General features: G+C 51.6%; 9 protein-coding genes. 4 read left to right on the top strand and 5 right to left on the bottom strand.

Annotated features, from left to right (window positions below; genetic code table 11):
• Positions 1–8: 8 nt before the first annotated feature.
• The 4 genes from KJS69_RS22740 to KJS69_RS22725 form a co-directional block, all read right to left on the bottom strand.
• On the bottom strand, positions 9–2,723 hold the full coding sequence (locus KJS69_RS22740) for a phosphodiester glycosidase family protein (RefSeq protein WP_213586087.1): 2,715 nt from the start codon (positions 2,721–2,723) through the stop codon (positions 9–11).
• Positions 2,724–3,333: 610 nt separating this feature from the next.
• Complete coding sequence (locus tag KJS69_RS22735) at positions 3,334–4,095, bottom strand: Cof-type HAD-IIB family hydrolase (protein WP_213586086.1); 762 nt, start codon at positions 4,093–4,095, stop codon at positions 3,334–3,336.
• Between the two features lie 127 nt (positions 4,096–4,222).
• Positions 4,223–5,395, bottom strand: a complete 1,173-nt coding sequence (locus KJS69_RS22730) for an ROK family transcriptional regulator (RefSeq protein ID WP_213586085.1) — start codon at positions 5,393–5,395, stop codon at positions 4,223–4,225.
• A gap of 106 nt (positions 5,396–5,501) precedes the next feature.
• The gene (locus KJS69_RS22725; RefSeq protein ID WP_213586084.1) at positions 5,502–6,050 is read right to left on the bottom strand and encodes a YdcF family protein; all 549 of its coding nucleotides are present in this window, start codon (positions 6,048–6,050) and stop codon (positions 5,502–5,504) included.
• A 911-nt stretch (positions 6,051–6,961) separates the two neighbouring features.
• On the opposite strand from KJS69_RS22725, the gene KJS69_RS22720 reads away from it, so the two are divergent.
• Positions 6,962–13,429: a S8 family serine peptidase gene (locus KJS69_RS22720; RefSeq protein WP_213586083.1), complete on the top strand. Its 6,468-nt coding sequence runs from the start codon at positions 6,962–6,964 to the stop codon at positions 13,427–13,429.
• A gap of 117 nt (positions 13,430–13,546) precedes the next feature.
• Here the strand turns inward: KJS69_RS22720 and KJS69_RS22715 are convergent, their stop codons facing one another.
• Positions 13,547–14,818: a copper amine oxidase N-terminal domain-containing protein gene (locus KJS69_RS22715; protein WP_213586082.1), complete on the bottom strand. Its 1,272-nt coding sequence runs from the start codon at positions 14,816–14,818 to the stop codon at positions 13,547–13,549.
• A 400-nt stretch (positions 14,819–15,218) separates the two neighbouring features.
• Here KJS69_RS22715 and KJS69_RS22710 point away from each other — a divergent pair, with 400 nt between their 5' ends.
• From KJS69_RS22710 to KJS69_RS22700, 3 genes are all read left to right on the top strand, one after another.
• Positions 15,219–16,028 carry a DeoR/GlpR family DNA-binding transcription regulator gene (locus KJS69_RS22710; protein WP_213586173.1) on the top strand — a complete coding sequence of 270 codons (810 nt, stop codon included), beginning with the start codon at positions 15,219–15,221 and terminating at the stop codon, positions 16,026–16,028.
• Positions 16,015–17,310: a UDP-N-acetylglucosamine 1-carboxyvinyltransferase gene (murA, locus tag KJS69_RS22705; protein ID WP_213586081.1), complete on the top strand. Its 1,296-nt coding sequence runs from the start codon at positions 16,015–16,017 to the stop codon at positions 17,308–17,310. The genes KJS69_RS22710 and murA overlap by 14 nt, the downstream gene beginning before the upstream one ends.
• A gap of 216 nt (positions 17,311–17,526) precedes the next feature.
• A complete protein-coding gene (locus KJS69_RS22700) occupies positions 17,527–18,276 on the top strand; it encodes a YebC/PmpR family DNA-binding transcriptional regulator (protein ID WP_213586080.1) in 750 nt (249 codons plus the stop codon).
• The last annotated feature ends 2 nt before the right edge of the window (positions 18,277–18,278 follow it).

The following is an 18,278-nucleotide window of genomic DNA, read 5'->3' as shown; positions in this document are numbered from 1 at the left end:
CATCGCTCTCATAGTTCCGATGGCAGATTACGAGGATGGGAACTGGATTCGGCTTCCATCCGAAAGGTCCACTCGGCGGCGGGGACGGCCGGATTGCGTGACATATCGGACGCTTCTATCCGAATTCGCACCTCGCCGTCATCAGATAAGGACGTTCGCCCAACCGAGCTTTCGGTCAAAATTATCCTTGTTTTTCCGCCCTGTTTACTAGATTTATAGGATGCAGCGGTCCCGTTCATCCATACTCTTATGGACGATGGATCGACTCCGCTTCCCTCATCGGATACGATCGCACCCATTTCCTGCGGCCATCCCTTGTGCACGCTTCCCGGCGGAGGAGTCAGGCTGCCGAAAACCGGTCCTTCGACATCCTCGTCCAGATCTACGTACTCCGCCCGGAGCTGGTCCAAGTAAAGAACGCCGGAATCTTTCTTCGTGTCATCGGTCTCCAGCAGGTGCAGATTGAGGATTCGTACTGGAAAAACCGTGTTTTGCGGCACTTCCACATAAACGTATTTCCATCCCGTCCAAGCGATCGTTCCGGGAACGAAGGTCAGATGGCGAACCTGCCTTGTATCGGCCAGGCTCATTCGCAGTCGGTGACCTTTAGAATCTCCGTAGACCCACAGCCCGAGCCGGCAAGGCTCGCCTTCCACCGGCCTGCCCGGCTCGCCGTGTTCGTCGAGCAGGTCCACGACGGCTCTGGACGGGCCGGAGACGGCCGTGAAGTCGTAGGTCAACTTCGCGGCGAACGTCCCGTAGCGGACCGGCTGCGGCCGCGCGACCCTCGTCAGCGTGACGGAGCCGGGGACGGCCCGGACGCCGGAGGCGCGCAGCCCGTCCAGCGACTCGAAGCCGTCGACGACTCGCGGCGGCTTCCCGACGTGGACGGCCGCTTCCGCCCGGAGTCCGCGGTACTCCGCGACGACGCAGCCCTCGCCCGCGGCATCCGCCGCCTGCGCCACGCCGTCCGCGCTCACCGTCACGGCGCCGTCCGCCGACCAGGCCGGCACCTCCGCCGACATGCGGACGGGCTGCCCGTCGGCGTCGTACGCCTGCGGCCGGAACGCGGCCGTTCCGCCCGGCTCGACGACGGCCGCCGGCGGCTCGAGCGCCAGCCGGGCGATGCGGTCGGTGACCGTCACTTCCCAGGCGTGCGATACATCGCCGCAGCGAACCGTGACGGTGCCCGACCCGGGCCGGCTGGCCGCGGTCAGCACGCCCGCCGCGTCGACGGCGCCGACCGCCTCATCCGCGGCCCACTGCAGGCGGTCCGGCTCCACCGGGACGGGATGGCCATAGTCATCCCGTCCTTTGACGGTGAAGGGGAGCCGGCTGCCGGGAGCGGCCCGGACGGGCGCTTCCGGCAGAGCCGCCAGGGACGCGAGGCCGGAGGCGGGCGCCGTCGTCAGCACGGCGAGGGCGTTGCCGACCGCGCGCTCGAAGCCGTCGGAGGGCCGATTGACGAGGCTCGGGAGCCGGTCGCCGGGGCGCCGGACGTAGCAGGCGGTGGAGCCGCCGCCATCGATGTTTATGGCGTCCTCCATGCCCAGCGACTGGAGGTAGGCGGCGCCCTCGGCCAGCGTCACCCCGTCGGAATGGCCCGGCTGCCGTCCGTCGATCGTCACCGCATACAGCTTGCCTTGCTTCACGGCCAGCATCGTGCGGGGATGCCGATCGCTGTTCCAGGCTACATCCGGATCGAAGAGCGATTCCGGAATTCGGCCGCCTTGCAGCAGGACGAAGGCGAGAGTGGAGTTGCCCGAGACGACCTGACGGGCGGCATTCAGGCCTTGGTCAAGCTCGGCGGTTAACCGGATTGTCATGCCGGGGACCAGATGCTGCCGGAGCCACTTCCCTTTATCTCCGGTAGCCGATATGACCACGCTTCCCCGGGTCAGCTTGCTGTTCGCGCCCTCCTCGACCGCTTCCACCCTTCCCGTTAACGGCTGTCCGGGAATGAGCTTATAGTCCGGATCCTCAACGGATAGCACCGCCTCGACGCCACCTGGCGGAGTCCGGGTAGATTCCCCGAACCTCCACGTATATATAAAAGCGTCATTCGTATGATTCAAGGTTCGAGTCCGATTAATCCGGTCCAGTTCCAGAGGGGCTGTCTCCTTCCCTTCCATGCCAAGCCTCGCTTGGAGGGCCACTCTGCTTCGGATCAGGACCGTTCCGTCCTTTGCAACGGCGAGCAGTACCTTGGTCAGAGCGGGACACGTAATGATTTCTCCATCTATCATCTGCAATCCGGAGGGAACGCCCAGAGAGCTGAAGAAATCCGCATTAACTCCGGCGATCACCTGGCTTTGTTCCGCCCCCGCCTGAAGCTCTCCAAGCAGTCGGCCGACGGTTTCCAGCCTCGTTACCTTTCCCCCTGATGATACAGGCTTCAATTGAAGATAACGTTCCGCTGGATCAATCTCCAGCACATGAGCGGCTTGGCGCATTTCTCCATAAGCGAGTGTTCGCCTGAACCAGGTAATGCCCGGCGCGATCCAACTGGCGATTTCCTGCTTCGTCTCCCAGCCGGAAGCTTCCGGTCTGTCCCTGGCTTGACTGTTCGGAGCCTCTGTTCCTGCCGTGGCCTCCCTCTCGGTTAAGCCGCTTTCGGTCATCGGGCCGTTACTTCCTGTGTCCATAGTGCGTCCAACTGTCTCTGTTTGTAACAGGCCGGTCGATTGAATCGTCCGGTCTTCCCGCAATGGTTCCTTCTTCATCCGTTCCCTCCTTTTTTGGAATGCTAAATGAAGAGCAAAAATGCCTCTTAATTTTCATATTTTTAACGAATTGATAAATGAAGGGTAAAAGTACACCCGAATTCATCGAAAACAGTTATTTTTATAATCATGCGGGATTAAAGGGTATTTCTGCACCTTATAAGAGGATCTAGCCCAAAAACGCCTGAATGAAGAGCAAAAATGCACCTGAATTCAACACACGGCAAGTGGTTGTCCTCGCATGATCCAATACCCGTCTAAGTGGTTACCCCATATGAATCCGATTACACGGCTGAGTGGTTTTCACCACATAAATCCAATCTCGACTGAAAATCTAGCGAAAAGTATCGATTGCCAACGATTGCCTGCAAAAGTGCAGTGCTTTCGAGCTGTTTAGCTTCAAAACTACGAATCTACTGCATAAGTGCAGTGAAAATTAGCCATACAGGGCTATATTCCTATGAAAACGTTTATTTCACTGTACTTTTACATTCAATCCTCGAATTATATTGGATTATTGCCAATTTGCATGTATTTTTGCAGTAGATTTAGGAAAACACCGTCTGACGCGTAACGTTACGCATTGCTTTTGGACCTTGTCACAGCATGGCTAAGCGTATAGACGCTCATGTCCGTCACCCAGCAAGTACCGTTGAATCGCCTGTGCTACTCCATTCTCCTCATTCGTACTGGTAACACCGTCTGCCGCCTGCTTGAGCTTCTCATCGGCATTGCCCATAGCAATTCCCAATCCGGCCGACTGAATGAGACGGAAATCATTCATGTTGTCACCGACAGCCATCACTTCCTCCATACCGATGCCCAGCATCTGGCACACATGGCGAACACCGCTTTCCTTGGAGATTCCCTTGCATGAAATTTCCATGTTAATGGGAGCCGAGCAAGTCACCTCGAGAGTTCCCCAACTGCGAACCGTCTTTCTCAGTCGGTCGATGACATCCAGATCGTCATGACGCATGCCAAACTTCATCCAGTCCCGCTCGAACATGTCATCCGTCCAATCCTTCCTGCCTGTCAAGCTTTCCACACTGTAGCCCCAGTACCCGGCATCGGCCTCCACGGCCAGAGAATGAAGCTTGCGGATTTCATCCCTGGACAGATAACGGCGCTCTTCCAGCTGACCGGGCTTTCTCCATATTTCCGCTCCGTTAAGCAGGACCATAGGAGTTTCCAGACGAAGCTCCTCCCAGAACGCCTTTGTAGTCTGAACCCCTCTGCCGGTAGCAAAGATGACCGTCACTCCGGCGTCCGTCGCCCGATGAATCCACTCCCGGGCCTCTGCGGTTATCTTTTTGTCCTCCGTAAGCAGCGTTCCATCCAAATCGAGTGCCAACAGCCGATAATTAGCCATAACTGTCGTGTTCTCCCTTCATTCCTTTTATGTTTTGGTTTATTGGAGTTAGGTTTTCCTATAGGTTACCAAGCTGGGTCCGAGTTTGCTGCGCCCTAAATTTCTGTGTTGTTGGCCCGCCAGTTATCTACAGAGTGAGTCTATCCACCGGTACATCAAAAAAATGATTCATCACCAGGCCAACAGCCGAACTCGATTCCTCCGGGGTGCGGGGCAGGTAAACCAGATTAACGTCACGGCACGATTCCGGCACCGTCTCCATAATTCGCTGGTTCAACGCCGGAATGAGCCTTTTTCCCAGCCCATCAATCATCTTACCCGTCAACAGAACATGATCCGGATTCAGAATAGTAATCACATTGCTGATAGCCCGGCCAACGGCCGCCTCAATTTTGCCAAACAGCTTCAGAGCGTTCGGCTCGTCAGCCTCCAAAGCCTGCAGGAGCTGAGCCGGCGTATATCCTCCATTGCGCTTCAGCCCGCTCGCCGATGCAAAAGTGGTCAGGCAGCCTGTGGCACCGCAGTGACATAAACGGGCGTCCTCTCCGTCAAATGCTTTATAATGACCGAACTCCCCTGCCACATGAGTCGCACCAGCCGAAAGCTGTCCATTCGTCACAATCGCTCCGCCGATTCCGTAATCCAGTTTAACCGTCAGATTGTTAAGGGACCCCGCCAGCCGGCCATTGAGATTTTCTACGAGCGCGAGCAAATTGGCGTCATTCTCCAAATAAACGGGCAAGCCATAGGCTTCCTCCAAACGCTCCTGCAGCGGGAACTGCCTCCACCTTAAACCGGGCGAGTAAATAACGACTCCCCTTTTGGAATCCACCAGCCCCTGAATGCTGCAGCCAATCCCCTTCAATTGATTGCGGTTGGTCACATGCTCCAACAGCTCGTCGATCACTTGCTGGATATAGGCGACAGAGTGCTCATCGTTCTCATAGACGGGGACATCTACGATGACTTCCTTCACCGGACGCCGGCAAAAATCCATCAGCATTCCGCGGACATACCGGATAGCCACTTCGATTCCGATAGCGTAAAGATTTTCACTTTTAACCATAATCGGAACCGGCTTGCGGCCTCCGTTGCTGGCCACGGGATTCAATTCCTGAACAACATCATCCTTCAGCAGCCGATTAACGATATTGGTGATGGTCTGCTGGGTTAAACCGGTCTTCTCTGCCAATTCCACCCTAGATATAGGGCCCTCGGTAAAAATAAGACGCAGTACTCTTTGCTGATTAATCGATTTCAGAAGCTTACTGCTCGCGGTCTTGTTCCTATTCGTCTGCATGTAGCAACCTTCCCTTTCCTGGAAAACTGGAATCGAATCCTCCATAACCCCTGGCTTTATTCTTCCTTGCTATCCGCTTGTTGTCAAATGAAAGCAGCAAAATCGGTCAGCCAGCCGTGGAGCGGGACTTAGTATTTCCCATCCATCCCTTCTGTTCCCAATTGCTTGCTTTCTCCAACCAGGGAAGGGTTAGACGAAATGCCTTGATTTCCAGAAATGTCAGCTTCCACTGCCTTCCAATCGCCGATATACTTCGGCTTGCATAGAAGGAAGCCGGAATATGAAGCCGCTTGCTTATGTATCTCATGCGTCGAAGGTGAAAAGAATTGGAGACGAATAGACATGATTGCAGACGATGCTGTTTCATCAAAATGGCGCAATTAACGATATTGTGCACAGTGTTCCGGGAATACTCCTCCAGTAAAATCCGTCTGGCGTCAACCCCCTGAGAAACAAGATAGTCCCGCATAATACCCGCCTCCGTAAGATCAGAGACGACCGCTCCTCCGGATAAAATCATATAGCGGTATCGGTACCGTTTCCAAAGAGCCAAAGCGGTGTCCAATCTTTCCGCAAGCAGAGGATCCATCCTCCCGCCCTCGCATCGGTAGCCTAACACAACTAGGGCATCAGCATCCCGAGGCTTTCCTCTCATTCCATGCATCCATACAAAATAGATAAGAGGAACGCCGATGAGTAAACCTAGCAAGCTTAACAAAATGACCAAATTGAGCTAGTCCTTTCTACGATGTACTTGACTTACTTTCTCATGGATGTTGAAATTTCTTCACAGGGAGTAAGCCCAGGGAGTAAGGCTTATTGCAGCTTCGGCCCATTCATATCCTCCATTATTTCAAACATCACAAATTTCACCGGTAAAACTAAGACGGATTTAAAAAACACGAATACTTATTAAATCAATTTGATTAAGTATCATTCTAAAAGAGATTTTTCATTATGGCAATACTCTTTTTTATGATTTTGCAAAATCTTATTGTCAATCTCTTTAAGTGACCTCCCCCATTTACTAGCTATCGTGAGTTGAAGTCAGGGCTTCTTAACAAGGACAACTTCATGTACCTATTGTAGATAGGGATTTGTTAAGGAAACTATAAGCAATAAAATGTTGGACTTCAGGTCAGCATATAGCCCACTCCATTCTTCTTATTATTGACTCAACTTTCGCAGAGCGAAAATCAGCTTGAAACCTTGCAGGGACTGGAGTGAGAAGAGATCAGGTACCTTACTTTTTTTCGCAGCGAATATGGATTTATTGATTTCTACTAGCACTCATCTAGCCCTTCCTTTATTCGTAGTTTTCCATACGATAATCCGTATACCCTCTATGATCCACCATTATTATTCCTCGGCATGTTCAAAAAATAAAGTTTACCAAATGCAAAATAGTTGGTATAATCAAAAATAATTTGGCCTATTGTTTTTAGTATGAAAGGAGAGTGCGGGCCTATATTGACATAGATTCATAGCATCATAGAGTCGCAGAAGTAGTGAAATGACGAATCTATTCATTTCGCAACGATTCATTAAAACGAGAGGAGCTTTTAAGTGTTCAAAGTCATAAGCAGATCATTCCTATTAGCCATTCTATCTTTCCTTATTCTGATCTCTTCTTTTGCTCCTTCTGCAGTTTTTGCCGCACAAGCAGAAGTTCTGCAAAGAAACGAACCCGGCAAGACCGTTAATTCGGGCCTTAAAATTGATGCCGGGGTAAAAGATGCGTTTACTAGGGAACCTTTTGTTACTTATTTAGTTGTCCTGAAGGATAAACTCGATGTGGAGAAAGTATCCAGGCAGGCGACTCAGCTGTCGATCATGAAAAATGAGACGCCGCATGCCTCGAAGATTACGGTAAGAAATGCAGTGATGAATGCATTGAAGGATACGGCGGACGAGTCGCAATCGGGTATGATTGCATATTTGGACAAGCAGCAGGCATTGGGAGAGGTCAAGGAGTATCAATCCTATTACATCGTCAATGTGCTGGCCGTAACGAGTAATGAAGCCGTCATGAACCGGCTCGCTGCCTATGACGAAGTCGAAGCGATTCAGCCGAACCGGACGCACAGGCTTGCTTATGAGGAGGGGACAGAGGATGAATTTCCCCTGCAACAGAGCATGGAGAGCCATAGCGAGGCGATTCCGTGGAATCTGCAAAATATAAGCGTGCCGCAAGCATGGGATATGGGGTATACCGGGACAGGCATTGTAGTCGCCAACCTGGACTCCGGAGTCGATTACACCCATCCGGCGCTCCAGTCGAAGTGGCGGGGCTTTACGAACGGGGTCATGTCTGCGCAGCCCGATCTTCACTGGTATGATGCCACGTATGAACGAAAGAAACTCCCTTATGACAAAGACGGTCACGGCACACACGTCATGGGTACTATGGTTGGAAGCGAGCCGGACGGAAGCAACCGGATTGGCGCCGCACCGGGAGCGCAATGGATTGCGGTCCGCATCTTTGACTCCAACAACGAAGCTACCGACCGGGGGATTCTGGATGCCGGAGAATGGATTCTGGCTCCGCGCAATGCGAATGGCGAATTGCATCCCGAACTGGCGCCGGATATCGTGAATAACTCTTGGTCGAGCGGCGCGGGCAAGAATGAATTTTTTCTGGAAATCGTTGATGCCTGGCGCGCTGCCAATATTTTGCCGGTATTCTCGGCGGGCAACGTATCGCTTGCGAATTCGGGCGGTCCCGGCTCTGTTCCGGCTCCGGGAAACTACCCGTCTTCTTATACGGTTGGCGCTGTGGACCGGCATAAACAATTAGCCTCGTTTTCTTTGCTCGGACCTTCGCCGTACGGAGAGACGAAGCCCGACGTTTCGGCTCCCGGTGTCAACATCCGGTCTTCGTTGCCGGGCGGGACGTACGGGCTGTTAAGCGGAACTTCGATGGCAAGCCCTCATGTGGCGGGCGCAGCGGCCCTTATTTTGCAAGCGAACTCGTCACTCACTGTTGATCAATTGGAAGAAATCATCGGCTCAACGACAGAGCCGCTGGTGGATGCGCAATTTCCCCAGACTCCTAATAATGGCTATGGCCGGGGCCAGATCAACGTTTTTCAGGCGATCTCATCCTTCATACCCCCTGGTCTGGGAACGATTGAAGGACAAGTTACCATAGACGGGAGCAATAATGTCAAACCTGTGATCGAGCATTCTCCTGTACCATTGATGTTTAATGCAGCAGATCAATCGCTAACCGCCAAAGTCACCGGTCATACAGGCATCGACCGGGTTGAGCTGCAGTATCGCTCCCAAGGACAAGAGGAGTGGAGCGTTCTGCCGATGACGCTTGTAGCGGGCGATCGTCTGGAAGGCTCTTACGAGGCGGAGATTCCTGTCGGCAAGCTTACACCGCCGGGAATGGAGTACCGCATTCAGGCGGAGGACGTAACGGGCAATATCGGCGAGCTGCCGATTGTAAAGACGGAAGTGTCCGAAGGCGTGAAGCTGGGGTACAGGCAGAATTTTGAAACGAATATCGACGGGTTTGAGTTTGGCGGCGATCCTGGCGTGTGGCAATGGGGCAAACCGCTGAGCGGTCCGAATGCAGCTTATTCCGGTGAAAAAGTTATCGGAACGTATCTTGACGGCGACTATCCGCAAGGTACGGAGAGCCTTATGGTGCTGCCGCTAATTGACTTGCGAGACAATCAGCATACCATTTTGTCGTACAAACACTGGTATCAATTAGGCAGCTGGATGTCGGCTGTTAACGATACGGCTGAAGTATGGGTCGGGGTGATGCCGGCGGGCAGCACCAGCACTTCGGATATCGAATATGATTTGGCCAAGCTGTATACGTACAAAAGCAGGGAATGGCTGACCGACTTCATTGACCTCTCCCCGTACCGGGGCGAGCGGATTTTTGTCATCTTTAATTTGCGCGGAAAAAATAGTACCGGCAATGGCTGGTATGTTGACGATATCGAGCTTGTCGAGCCCGATGAAGACATTCCTCCGGCTCCGCAAAATGTCCTTACGCGGTCAACCGCTCCGGGCGATGTGATTGTGAATTGGGACAAAATAGAAGATGAATCGATCAAAGAGTATGCGGTGTACCGTTCCTCGACAGGAGAAGAGGGAACATTCGAAAAAATCGGTGTTACGCTGTCATCTGCCATCTATTACACCGGCAGTTACATCGATAAACCCGAACTGAAAAAAGGAACCTACTACTATTACGTCAAATCCGTTACGTACAGCTTGCAGGAAAGCGCGCCATCGCAAAAAGTATCCTGGACGTTTACCGGCGGCACAGAAATTTTCAGCGATGATTTTGAAGGCGAAGACAATGGCTGGACCGTTGAAGGCGAGGACAATGACTGGCAGTGGGGAACTCCGTCCGAGAGCTATACGAAAGGGCCTGGAAAGGTTCCTTCGGGCGAGAAAGCATGGGGCACCAATCTTACCGGGGATATGAGCCGGAATGGCGAGCGCAGTCTGGTCTCTCCGGAAATCGATCTTACGGAAGCGAAAAAGGCGGTCATCTATTATCAGAACTGGTTTCAGTTTGACGATGATGACCGCGGATACGTCGATATAAGCAAGGATGACGGGCAAACCTGGACTCCGCTGTTTCAATTGACAAACAGATACGACAATAAGCGCCCGCAAAGATGGTGGTTTCTGGAAGAAATTAAAATTAAAGAAGAGTTTATTGGCCATAAAGTGAACATCCGTTTTCGCATGGTCAGCAAGAACTCTATATATGTACCCGGTTGGTATATTGACGATTTTGAAGTGAGGGAGACAGATCCGGTCAAATCCCAGACTGCAATGGAAGAAGAGTGGAATGAGGAGCCTGCTTCAGAGATACCGAGCATGGAAAGTATGGTTGGGCAGAACAATGATAATGAAGCAGTCCTGACATCGAAAGATGCCCCGTCGCTTCGCAATATTAATCGCGGGGCCGCTGCTGCTATGCAAGCTTCTACCGCCTCTCTGGCTGCAATGTCGGGTCTGCCGGCTAATGCAACGGTAACTGTGAAAGAAACCGGACAATCAACGCGGACGGAATGGGGAACGGGTAAATATGTTATCCGTCATCCGGAAGGGACATTCGAATTGATCGTGGAGTCGTACGGCTTCCATCCGTACACCACTTCGGTTCAGGTGAAACGGGGCGAGGTTGTGCAGATCGACGCCAGGCTTCAGCCGCTCTCTAAAGGCAAGATTGTCGGCATTGTAACCGATTCTGCAGGCCATCCGGTGGCGGGAGCCAGTATCAAGCTGCTGGAAGATACGCAAGCTCCGGCGGCGCTAACCGGCGAGGACGGCAAATTCGAACTGGAGGCCTATGAAGGGCAGTATCAACTGTCCGCAGCAGCCAAAGGCTTCCATCCGGCAACAATGCCGGTTGTTATCCAAGGCGGGAAAGAAGCGCAGCAAAGCCTGGTGCTCGCTCCTTTATGGGGAATCGAGCAAGAGCTTGCTTACGATGAAGGTTATGACGATAATGCAGTGGCGTTTTCTACCGGAGGCAATGCGTACGGGGTCAGAATGACCGCCGACCGGCCGGTTCAGGTGACAGGGGCCAAATTCTATTTCTCTACCGGCGGTTGGCCGTATCCGGGAGGAACCGACTTTGAATATGCTTTGTTCGCAGATAACGACGCGGACGGATTGGCGGGCCGAATGATCGCGGGACCTTATAAAGGAACGGCCCGAGTAGACGGAATATGGACTGAGGTGCTCTTTCCCCATCCGGTCATTCTGAGCGGCGATTTCTATATCGCTTATATCCAGTCCGGAAACTATCCTGACGTTCCTGGTCTTGCAGTGGACGAGACTTCTCCAAGTGCGGGGCGTTCGTTCATACTTGGCAACGAAATATGGAAAAAATCGGATAAAACTTCAGGCAACTTCCTCATTCGGGGGATGGTTACTGAAATCGGGAAAAAAGAGGAAGAAGAAATCAGGTCGATTCAAGTAACGCCTTCACAACTCGCTATGAAGCAGGGCGAGAGCGCTGCGCTGACTGTCACAGCCGAGGTATACGGTTATGATGCTTCGGGTACCCAATGGGAGACACGTTATGAAACGGTGACCGACCGATCCACATTTATCTCCGTCCATGACAAGGTGGCTGCCGTTAATGAACATGGGCAAGTGACGGCGATCGGTGAAGGTGAAGGAAAGATCATCGTTCAATACGATCGGCATCAGCAAGAGATTCCTGTAGTCGTTGCGCCTGCATTGCCGTCTGAGTCCGAAGACACGGAAGCGCCGCAATGGCCCGAGGGAAGCAAGCTGACGATTTCACAGATTACCCAAACCGGCATGAAGCTCTCGTGGCCGTCGGCGGCAGACAATGTTGCTGTGGCAGGATACCGAATCTACTTGGACGATAAGACATATGCCGAGGTGCCGGGAAATGTGAACGAATTGGAGATCTTGGGGCTGCGGGCCGGAACGGCCTATTCTTTAGAGGTTAGAGCCTATGATGCAGCCGGCAATGAAAGCGACGGGCTCAGCACTCGTGTCACTACGAAGACTCCGTCATCGGAGGATGTAATTAAGTCGATTCAAGTAACACCTTTGCAACTCGTTATGAAACAGGGCGAGAGCGCTGCGCTGACTGTCACAGCCGAGGTATACGGTTATGATGCTTCGGGTACCCGATGGGAGACACGTTATGAAACGGTGACGGAACAATCCGCATTTATTTCCGTCAATGACAAGGTGGCTGCCATTAACGAACATGGGCAAGTGACAGCGATCGGTGAAGGCGAAGGGAAGATCATCGTTCAATACGCTCGTCATCAGCAAGAGATTCCTGTAGTCGTTGCGCCTGAGTTGCCGTCCGAAGATACGGAAGCGCCGCAATGGCCTGAGGGCAGCAAGCTGACGATTTCACAGATTACCCAAACCGGCATGAAGCTCTCGTGGCCGTCGGCGACAGACAATGTTGCTGTGGCGGCATACCGAATCTATGTAGACGATAAGGTATATGCCGAGGTAGCGGGAAATGTGAACCAATGGGAGCTCTCGGGGCTCCGGGCTGGAACGACCTATTCTTTAGAGGTCAGAGCCTATGATGAAGCCGGCAATGAAAGTGACGGGCTTAGCGCTCGCGTAACTACGGAGACTCCGGCATCGACCGGAAGCGGTTGGATCGGGAACGGTATATTGTTATCGGCCAATGCTGACCTCAAAGAACTTAATGTGCGGGCAAACGACAAGACGATAGACCTTGTTCCTGCGTTTGCAGCCGATCATACGGTCTATACGGCGGTGACAGAAGCGGCTGAGGTCGAGCTCAGAGCAAGCGCAGCTCACGCAGCGGCCAAGGTTATGCTAAACGATCAAGCCATCGGCAGCGGAATTAAGGTCAGTCTGCAGCAGGGCGATAATCCGTTTGAGCTGATTGTGCGGGCAGAGAACGGAACGACGAAAAGCTATCAACTAAACGTTAAGCGGCAAAAACCCGAGGAAGAACAAGACAAGGATAAAAGCTTTGATAATGGTATTAATTACAAAGATTTGGCCGGACATTGGGCGGAACATCAAGTGAAGCAGGCCTCGGTCCTGGGGATGGTCGACGGATATCCCGACGGCAGCTTTAAACCTGACAGAGCGGTCTCCCGCGTTGAATTTGTTGTCATGGTAGCTAGGACGTTGAAGCTGGAAGGTACGGGTCACAAACTCGCTTTCACCGACCTTGATGAGCTGGGTGCATGGTCGCATCAAGCTGTTGCAAGGGCTGTAGAGGCAGGCATTATCGAAGGCTATGACGACGGAAGCTTCCGGCTGAACGCTCCAATTTCCCGTGCGGAGATGGCTGTCATAATAGCCAGAGGATTTGAACTGGTCGCCCCTACTGAGCCGACCCCCGGCTTTGCGGATAAGGACGCGGTTCCCGAGTGGGCCAGAGCGGCGGTGGATGCTGTGCAAAAGCAAGGCATTATGAATGGCCGCGGCGGGAATCTCTTCTTCCCGGAAGCTGAGGCGACGCGTGCGGAAGCTGTAGTCGTCCTGATGCGCGCCCTGGAGCGGAAATAATATAATCTTCAAAAGAGTCCTGCGGATTGTTCTCCGCAGGACCTCTTCTGATATACGCCCAGCAAGGGCGTCATCTTTCCATTCCTGACGAAAGTCATAATGGACAGATATATTGTATTATTTCGTCGAGATAACGACAGTCTGGGTCATGCCGTCCCATTTCACATCGGCTCCCAACGATTCGCTGATAAAGCGGACCGGAACCATCGTGTTGGAATTGAACAATTGAGCCGGAACCTCCAGCTCTATCGTCTCTCCATTAAGCAGGGCCTTATTATCACCGATTTTCAATTCAATCGTCTGAATTCCCTTGGTCGCTGTCACCGAGTAATTTTCCTGATCCCATTTAATCGTCGCACCAAGAATTTCAAAGATAGCTCTCATCGGCACCAGCGTGTTTCCTTCAATAATTACCGGGGGCTGCTCGAATGAGATCAATTTTTGATCAATCAGAACCTTAATAGGATCGAACTTAATGACGATCGGCTCTACTTCCAAGCGGCTGCCAAAATGCTTCTCCCGGATCGAAAGGATGGTCTCCAATGATTCCGAGCGTGTTTGCAGAAATGTGCGGGCCGTCTTATCCCGAAGGTCGAATAGAGTATCGACCGTTTTTTGGCGGGTCTTGGTTATGGAGGTCATGGCCTTATCCCTCGCCTCCTGCAAATCATCCGCTCCCTGGGTCAAAATAGTATCCATTTTCTTACGGGCATCGGCCAACGTAAGATTGCCATGTTTATAGCTCCACATCGTACTCGAGGAGTAGTTGGAGTTGCTTTCATTTTTGAGTCCCCACATAAGACTGGAAGAGTAATTCGGATTGACCGTATTGGTATACTCCCACATCGTACTGCTTGAATAATGAGGGTTGGTCGTCTTGCTATAAGTCCACATCGTACTGGAACTATAGTTCGGGTTGGTCTCTTTATCGAAAGTCCAATGCGCGCTGGAGGAATAATTTCGGTTAATCGTTTTGTTGTAGTTCCACATGGCTCCGGACGAATAGTTAGGATTAATTTGTCTTTTGTACTCGGCCAGTTTGTCGCGATAGTCCCGCTGATTTCCGTACTGCTTATTTAAACTGTTATAATCATCCTCGAATATATCCGTCAGATACTTCAGATCCGCATCCACTATTTGCGCCATTTTCTCTTGTTCCTCTGATAAGATGGCGAGCAGCCAATTATATTCATTAGTCACCTGCTCTTTATCAGCTTCATATTGGTTGGAATAATGATCCAACAGCCTTTGATACATCCCATCCATTTCGTCGATGAATGCATCGGCATAAGCCCGTTCTGCAGGAAGTAAAGCGCCCCCTAACAATACGGCCAAGGATAGAATGACCGATAAAACTGCGTTAGTCCTTTTTGTCCACATTAAATTCATAATTAAGCCTGTTCCCTCCATTTGTCTGATAATAACCTCAGGTTTCGACGTCGCATAAAATTTCCCTTTTTCCAATAGCGAAAATGAAACTTTCTACTTACTCCGACCAAGTCTTAAGATGCAAATCGTTGTGCTCGCAAGGACTAAAGATCTACTCCCAGTCCGAACTCTCTCTGTATGAGAAGATGGCTTTAGAGAGCGGATTAGCCCCACTCATGATGCTTATTTTCCAATCTTACAATGTAATTATTTGACTCTCCGGCATAAATGTAAATATAACCCAAAATAATGAAAAATAATGAATAATAACATTGACAATAATGAAACATAATGAATAAAATGGGGTATATTTTAACTTTTTCTTTTCTACCACAAGTATTGAGGATGTGAAACCACGTTGATGTTAGCGGAAGAACGCCGTCAAAAAATTGTAGACCTGCTTCAGGCAAACAAAAGAGTCATTGCTAAAGATTTAGCGGAAATGTTCGGCATCTCTATCGACTCCGTGCGCAGAGATTTGACGATTATGGAGGAGCAAGGCTTGCTTCAAAAAACTTATGGAGGCGCTGTTCCTCTGCTTCAGGTGCGAACCCTTCCCCAACCCGAATCCTTGCGGTATGGCGAAGGAGCGCCGCATCAGAACGCGATATCCCGACATGCAGCCTCAATTATTCATGCTAATGATACGGTCTTTATCGGCGGTGCCGGCATTCAATATGGAATGCTGAAGTACCTCCCCAAGGAGATTCCGTTTACGGTCGTCACGAATTCATTAAAAATCGCTGACCGTATAAGGAGCCTGCGCAACATCGATTGCTATCTGATTGGCGGTAAATTGAGGCCGGAGCCTTCAGCCGGGACTATGATCGATACGCTTGCCATCGAAATGATCCGCAAGTTCACACTGGACATATGCTTTATAACTGGCGGAGGGATTGCGGCGAATGGAATTAGTACGGCCACCCCCGAAGGAGCGGCATTCACTCATGCTCTTTCAGAAGTTTCACGAAGGAAAATTTGTTTAGCCCCGCATGAGAAAATCGGGGTCAGAATGTTCGTAACCTCGATTCCAATTGAACGAATTGATACGCTCATTACGGATCTTGAAGCCCCGAGACAAGTGATTCGCGAAATCGAAAGCCGGGATGTCCGGGTCATCTACGCCGACAAGGATGAAGACATGGAGTGTGATCGAGATGAGGTACCTTAAAGTAGAACAAACAGCACGGTTGCAAGGGTGTATTGCGATACCCGGATCCAAGAACAGCTCCTTGTCGCTGCTCGCAGCCTCTTGCCTGGCGGATGAACCGGTAACGTTGCAGGGCATACCGAATCTTGCCGATTTTCAGGTGATCTCCGAAATTGCCGAAGAGATCGGATTGCAAATCACCCGCGATTCTGCCGGATTCGTCACGATTGACCCCGGTCGCATCCAACATGCTGTTATCGATCCGAAGAAGTCTTCCATGTTCAGAACGGCGTATTATTTTGTGGGCGCCCTGCTCGCCAAGTTTGGCAAAGTTTCGGTGGGCTATCCCGGCGGGGATGATTTTGTCAGCCGCCCGATCGATCAGCATTATAAAGCATTGCAAATGATGGGAGCGAAGCTGACGCTCCATCCGGATTATTATGAAGTGGAAGCACGCGAGCTTAAAGGGGCGACCATCTATTTCGACACGATCTCTTCGGGGGCAACCATCAACAGTCTATTAGCCGCAGTCCGCGCGAAAGGGCGTACCGTCCTGCATAATGCGGCGCGGGACCCGGAAGTAACGGATACGGCCAACTTCCTAATCCAAATGGGAGCCCGGATTACCGGTGCCGGAACGGATACGATCCAGGTTGAAGGCGTCCCTTATTTGCACGCCTGTACGCATACCGTCATTCCAGATCGGCTCGTAGCCGGAGCTTTCCTGATGGCTGCGGGCATTACGGGCGGTGCCATTACCTTGCGTAATGTCATTCCCGAGCACCTCCGTTCCTGTATGGCCAAATTAACAGAAATCGGCCTGAGCTTCGACATTCAAGACGATGCCATTACCGCTCACCTGGATGGAAATATCAAGGCTGCAAGAATCCGCACGGCTATGTATCCAGGGTTTGCAACGGACTTACAGCAGCCGTTAACTTCCCTCCTCTTAAAAGCGCCCGGGAAAAGCATCATCCATGAAAAGATTTTCCCGCATCGATTTCATCATGTGCAGCAGTTAAAAAGAATGGGGGCAGATATTGATGTTCGTTCCGGCATCGCCTTTATTAAAGGCGGCCATACTTTGCGGGGCACCTTGGTTCATGCTTCCGATATTCGGGCAGGCATAAGCCTGATCCTGGCCGGCATGATGGCCGAAGGCTGCACAACGATAACAGGAGTCCAACATATTGAGCGGGGATATGAAGACGTAGTCCATTCCTTCACCTCACTCGGCGCCAAGATAACCTTGCACGATTCCACCCATGATCATGACGGCAGGGAGCTTTGTGACGCCAAGTAGTAAGTCAACAGCAGGAACGGTTATTCGCGCTTCCACTTTAAGCAGGTATACCAAATAGGATGAACCAAAACCCGCCTTCGCGTAAATGGACGGAAATTTAAGTTCTTCCCGGTTGTTTCTTGCGTTTCCCTTTCGGGTTGGATACGATAAAGAGTAGCAATTATCATATCCAACGTGTATACGACAGAGGTTCAATTAAGAAAGGAGCGACCCGGGATGGCCGGACATTCCAAATGGAAAAACATTCAACATCGCAAAGGACGCCAGGATGCCCTTCGCGGGAAAACATTCACTAAAATCTCGAAAGAAATATACGCAGCCATCCGTAGCGGAGGAGACGACCCGAACACGAATCTCCGACTCAAAACCGCGCTGCAAAAAGCAAGACAGAACAACATGCCTAACAGCAACATAGAGAATACGATCAAGAAAGCCTCCGGGAATGTGGAGGGTGTAACCTACGAAGAAATTATATATGAAGGGTACGGCCCCGCGGGCGTAGCCGTCATGGTGGAATGCCTCACCGATAACCGCAACCGGACAGCGGCGGATGTCCGCCACATCTTCTCGAAATACGGCGGGAATCTGGGGGAAAGCGGATGCGTCTCCTACTTGTTCAGCCGTAAAGGAATGCTCTCTCTCCCATTAGAGGAAGGCGGTCCGGATGAAGATACTCTAATGATGGAGGCGCTGGAGGCCGGCGCTGAAGACATTCGCGTAGAAGACGGAGTCGCGGAGATCACGACCGAGCCCGAAAGCTTTGACAGCGTCAAGCAAGCCATGGAGGCGAACGGCTATACGTTTCAGCAAGCGGAGCTCAGCCTCATCCCGGCTACTACGGTGAAGCTTGAAGAGGAAGATGCAATTAAGATGATGAAATTGATGGATGCGCTGGAGGATAATGATGATGTTCAGGATGTCCATTCTAATTTCGACATGGACGAAGAAGTGATGGCTAAGCTGTAATC

Origin of the sequence: Paenibacillus sp. J2TS4, from assembly GCF_018403245.1 — a bacterium.
GTDB lineage: Bacteria > Bacillota > Bacilli > Paenibacillales > NBRC-103111 > Paenibacillus_L.
This window is presented reverse-complemented; position numbering and strand designations above follow the sequence as displayed.

Coding starts and splice junctions, on each gene's coding strand:
- KJS69_RS22740 (WP_213586087.1), bottom strand. CDS start 2,723: ATGAAGAAGGAACCATTGCGGGAAGACCGGACGATTCAATCGACCGGC.
- KJS69_RS22735 (WP_213586086.1), bottom strand. CDS start 4,095: ATGGCTAATTATCGGCTGTTGGCACTCGATTTGGATGGAACGCTGCTT.
- KJS69_RS22730 (WP_213586085.1), bottom strand. CDS start 5,395: ATGCAGACGAATAGGAACAAGACCGCGAGCAGTAAGCTTCTGAAATCG.
- KJS69_RS22725 (WP_213586084.1), bottom strand. CDS start 6,050: ATGAGAGGAAAGCCTCGGGATGCTGATGCCCTAGTTGTGTTAGGCTAC.
- KJS69_RS22715 (WP_213586082.1), bottom strand. CDS start 14,818: ATGAATTTAATGTGGACAAAAAGGACTAACGCAGTTTTATCGGTCATT.
- KJS69_RS22710 (WP_213586173.1), top strand. CDS start 15,219: ATGTTAGCGGAAGAACGCCGTCAAAAAATTGTAGACCTGCTTCAGGCA.
- murA (WP_213586081.1), top strand. CDS start 16,015: ATGAGGTACCTTAAAGTAGAACAAACAGCACGGTTGCAAGGGTGTATT.
- KJS69_RS22700 (WP_213586080.1), top strand. CDS start 17,527: ATGGCCGGACATTCCAAATGGAAAAACATTCAACATCGCAAAGGACGC.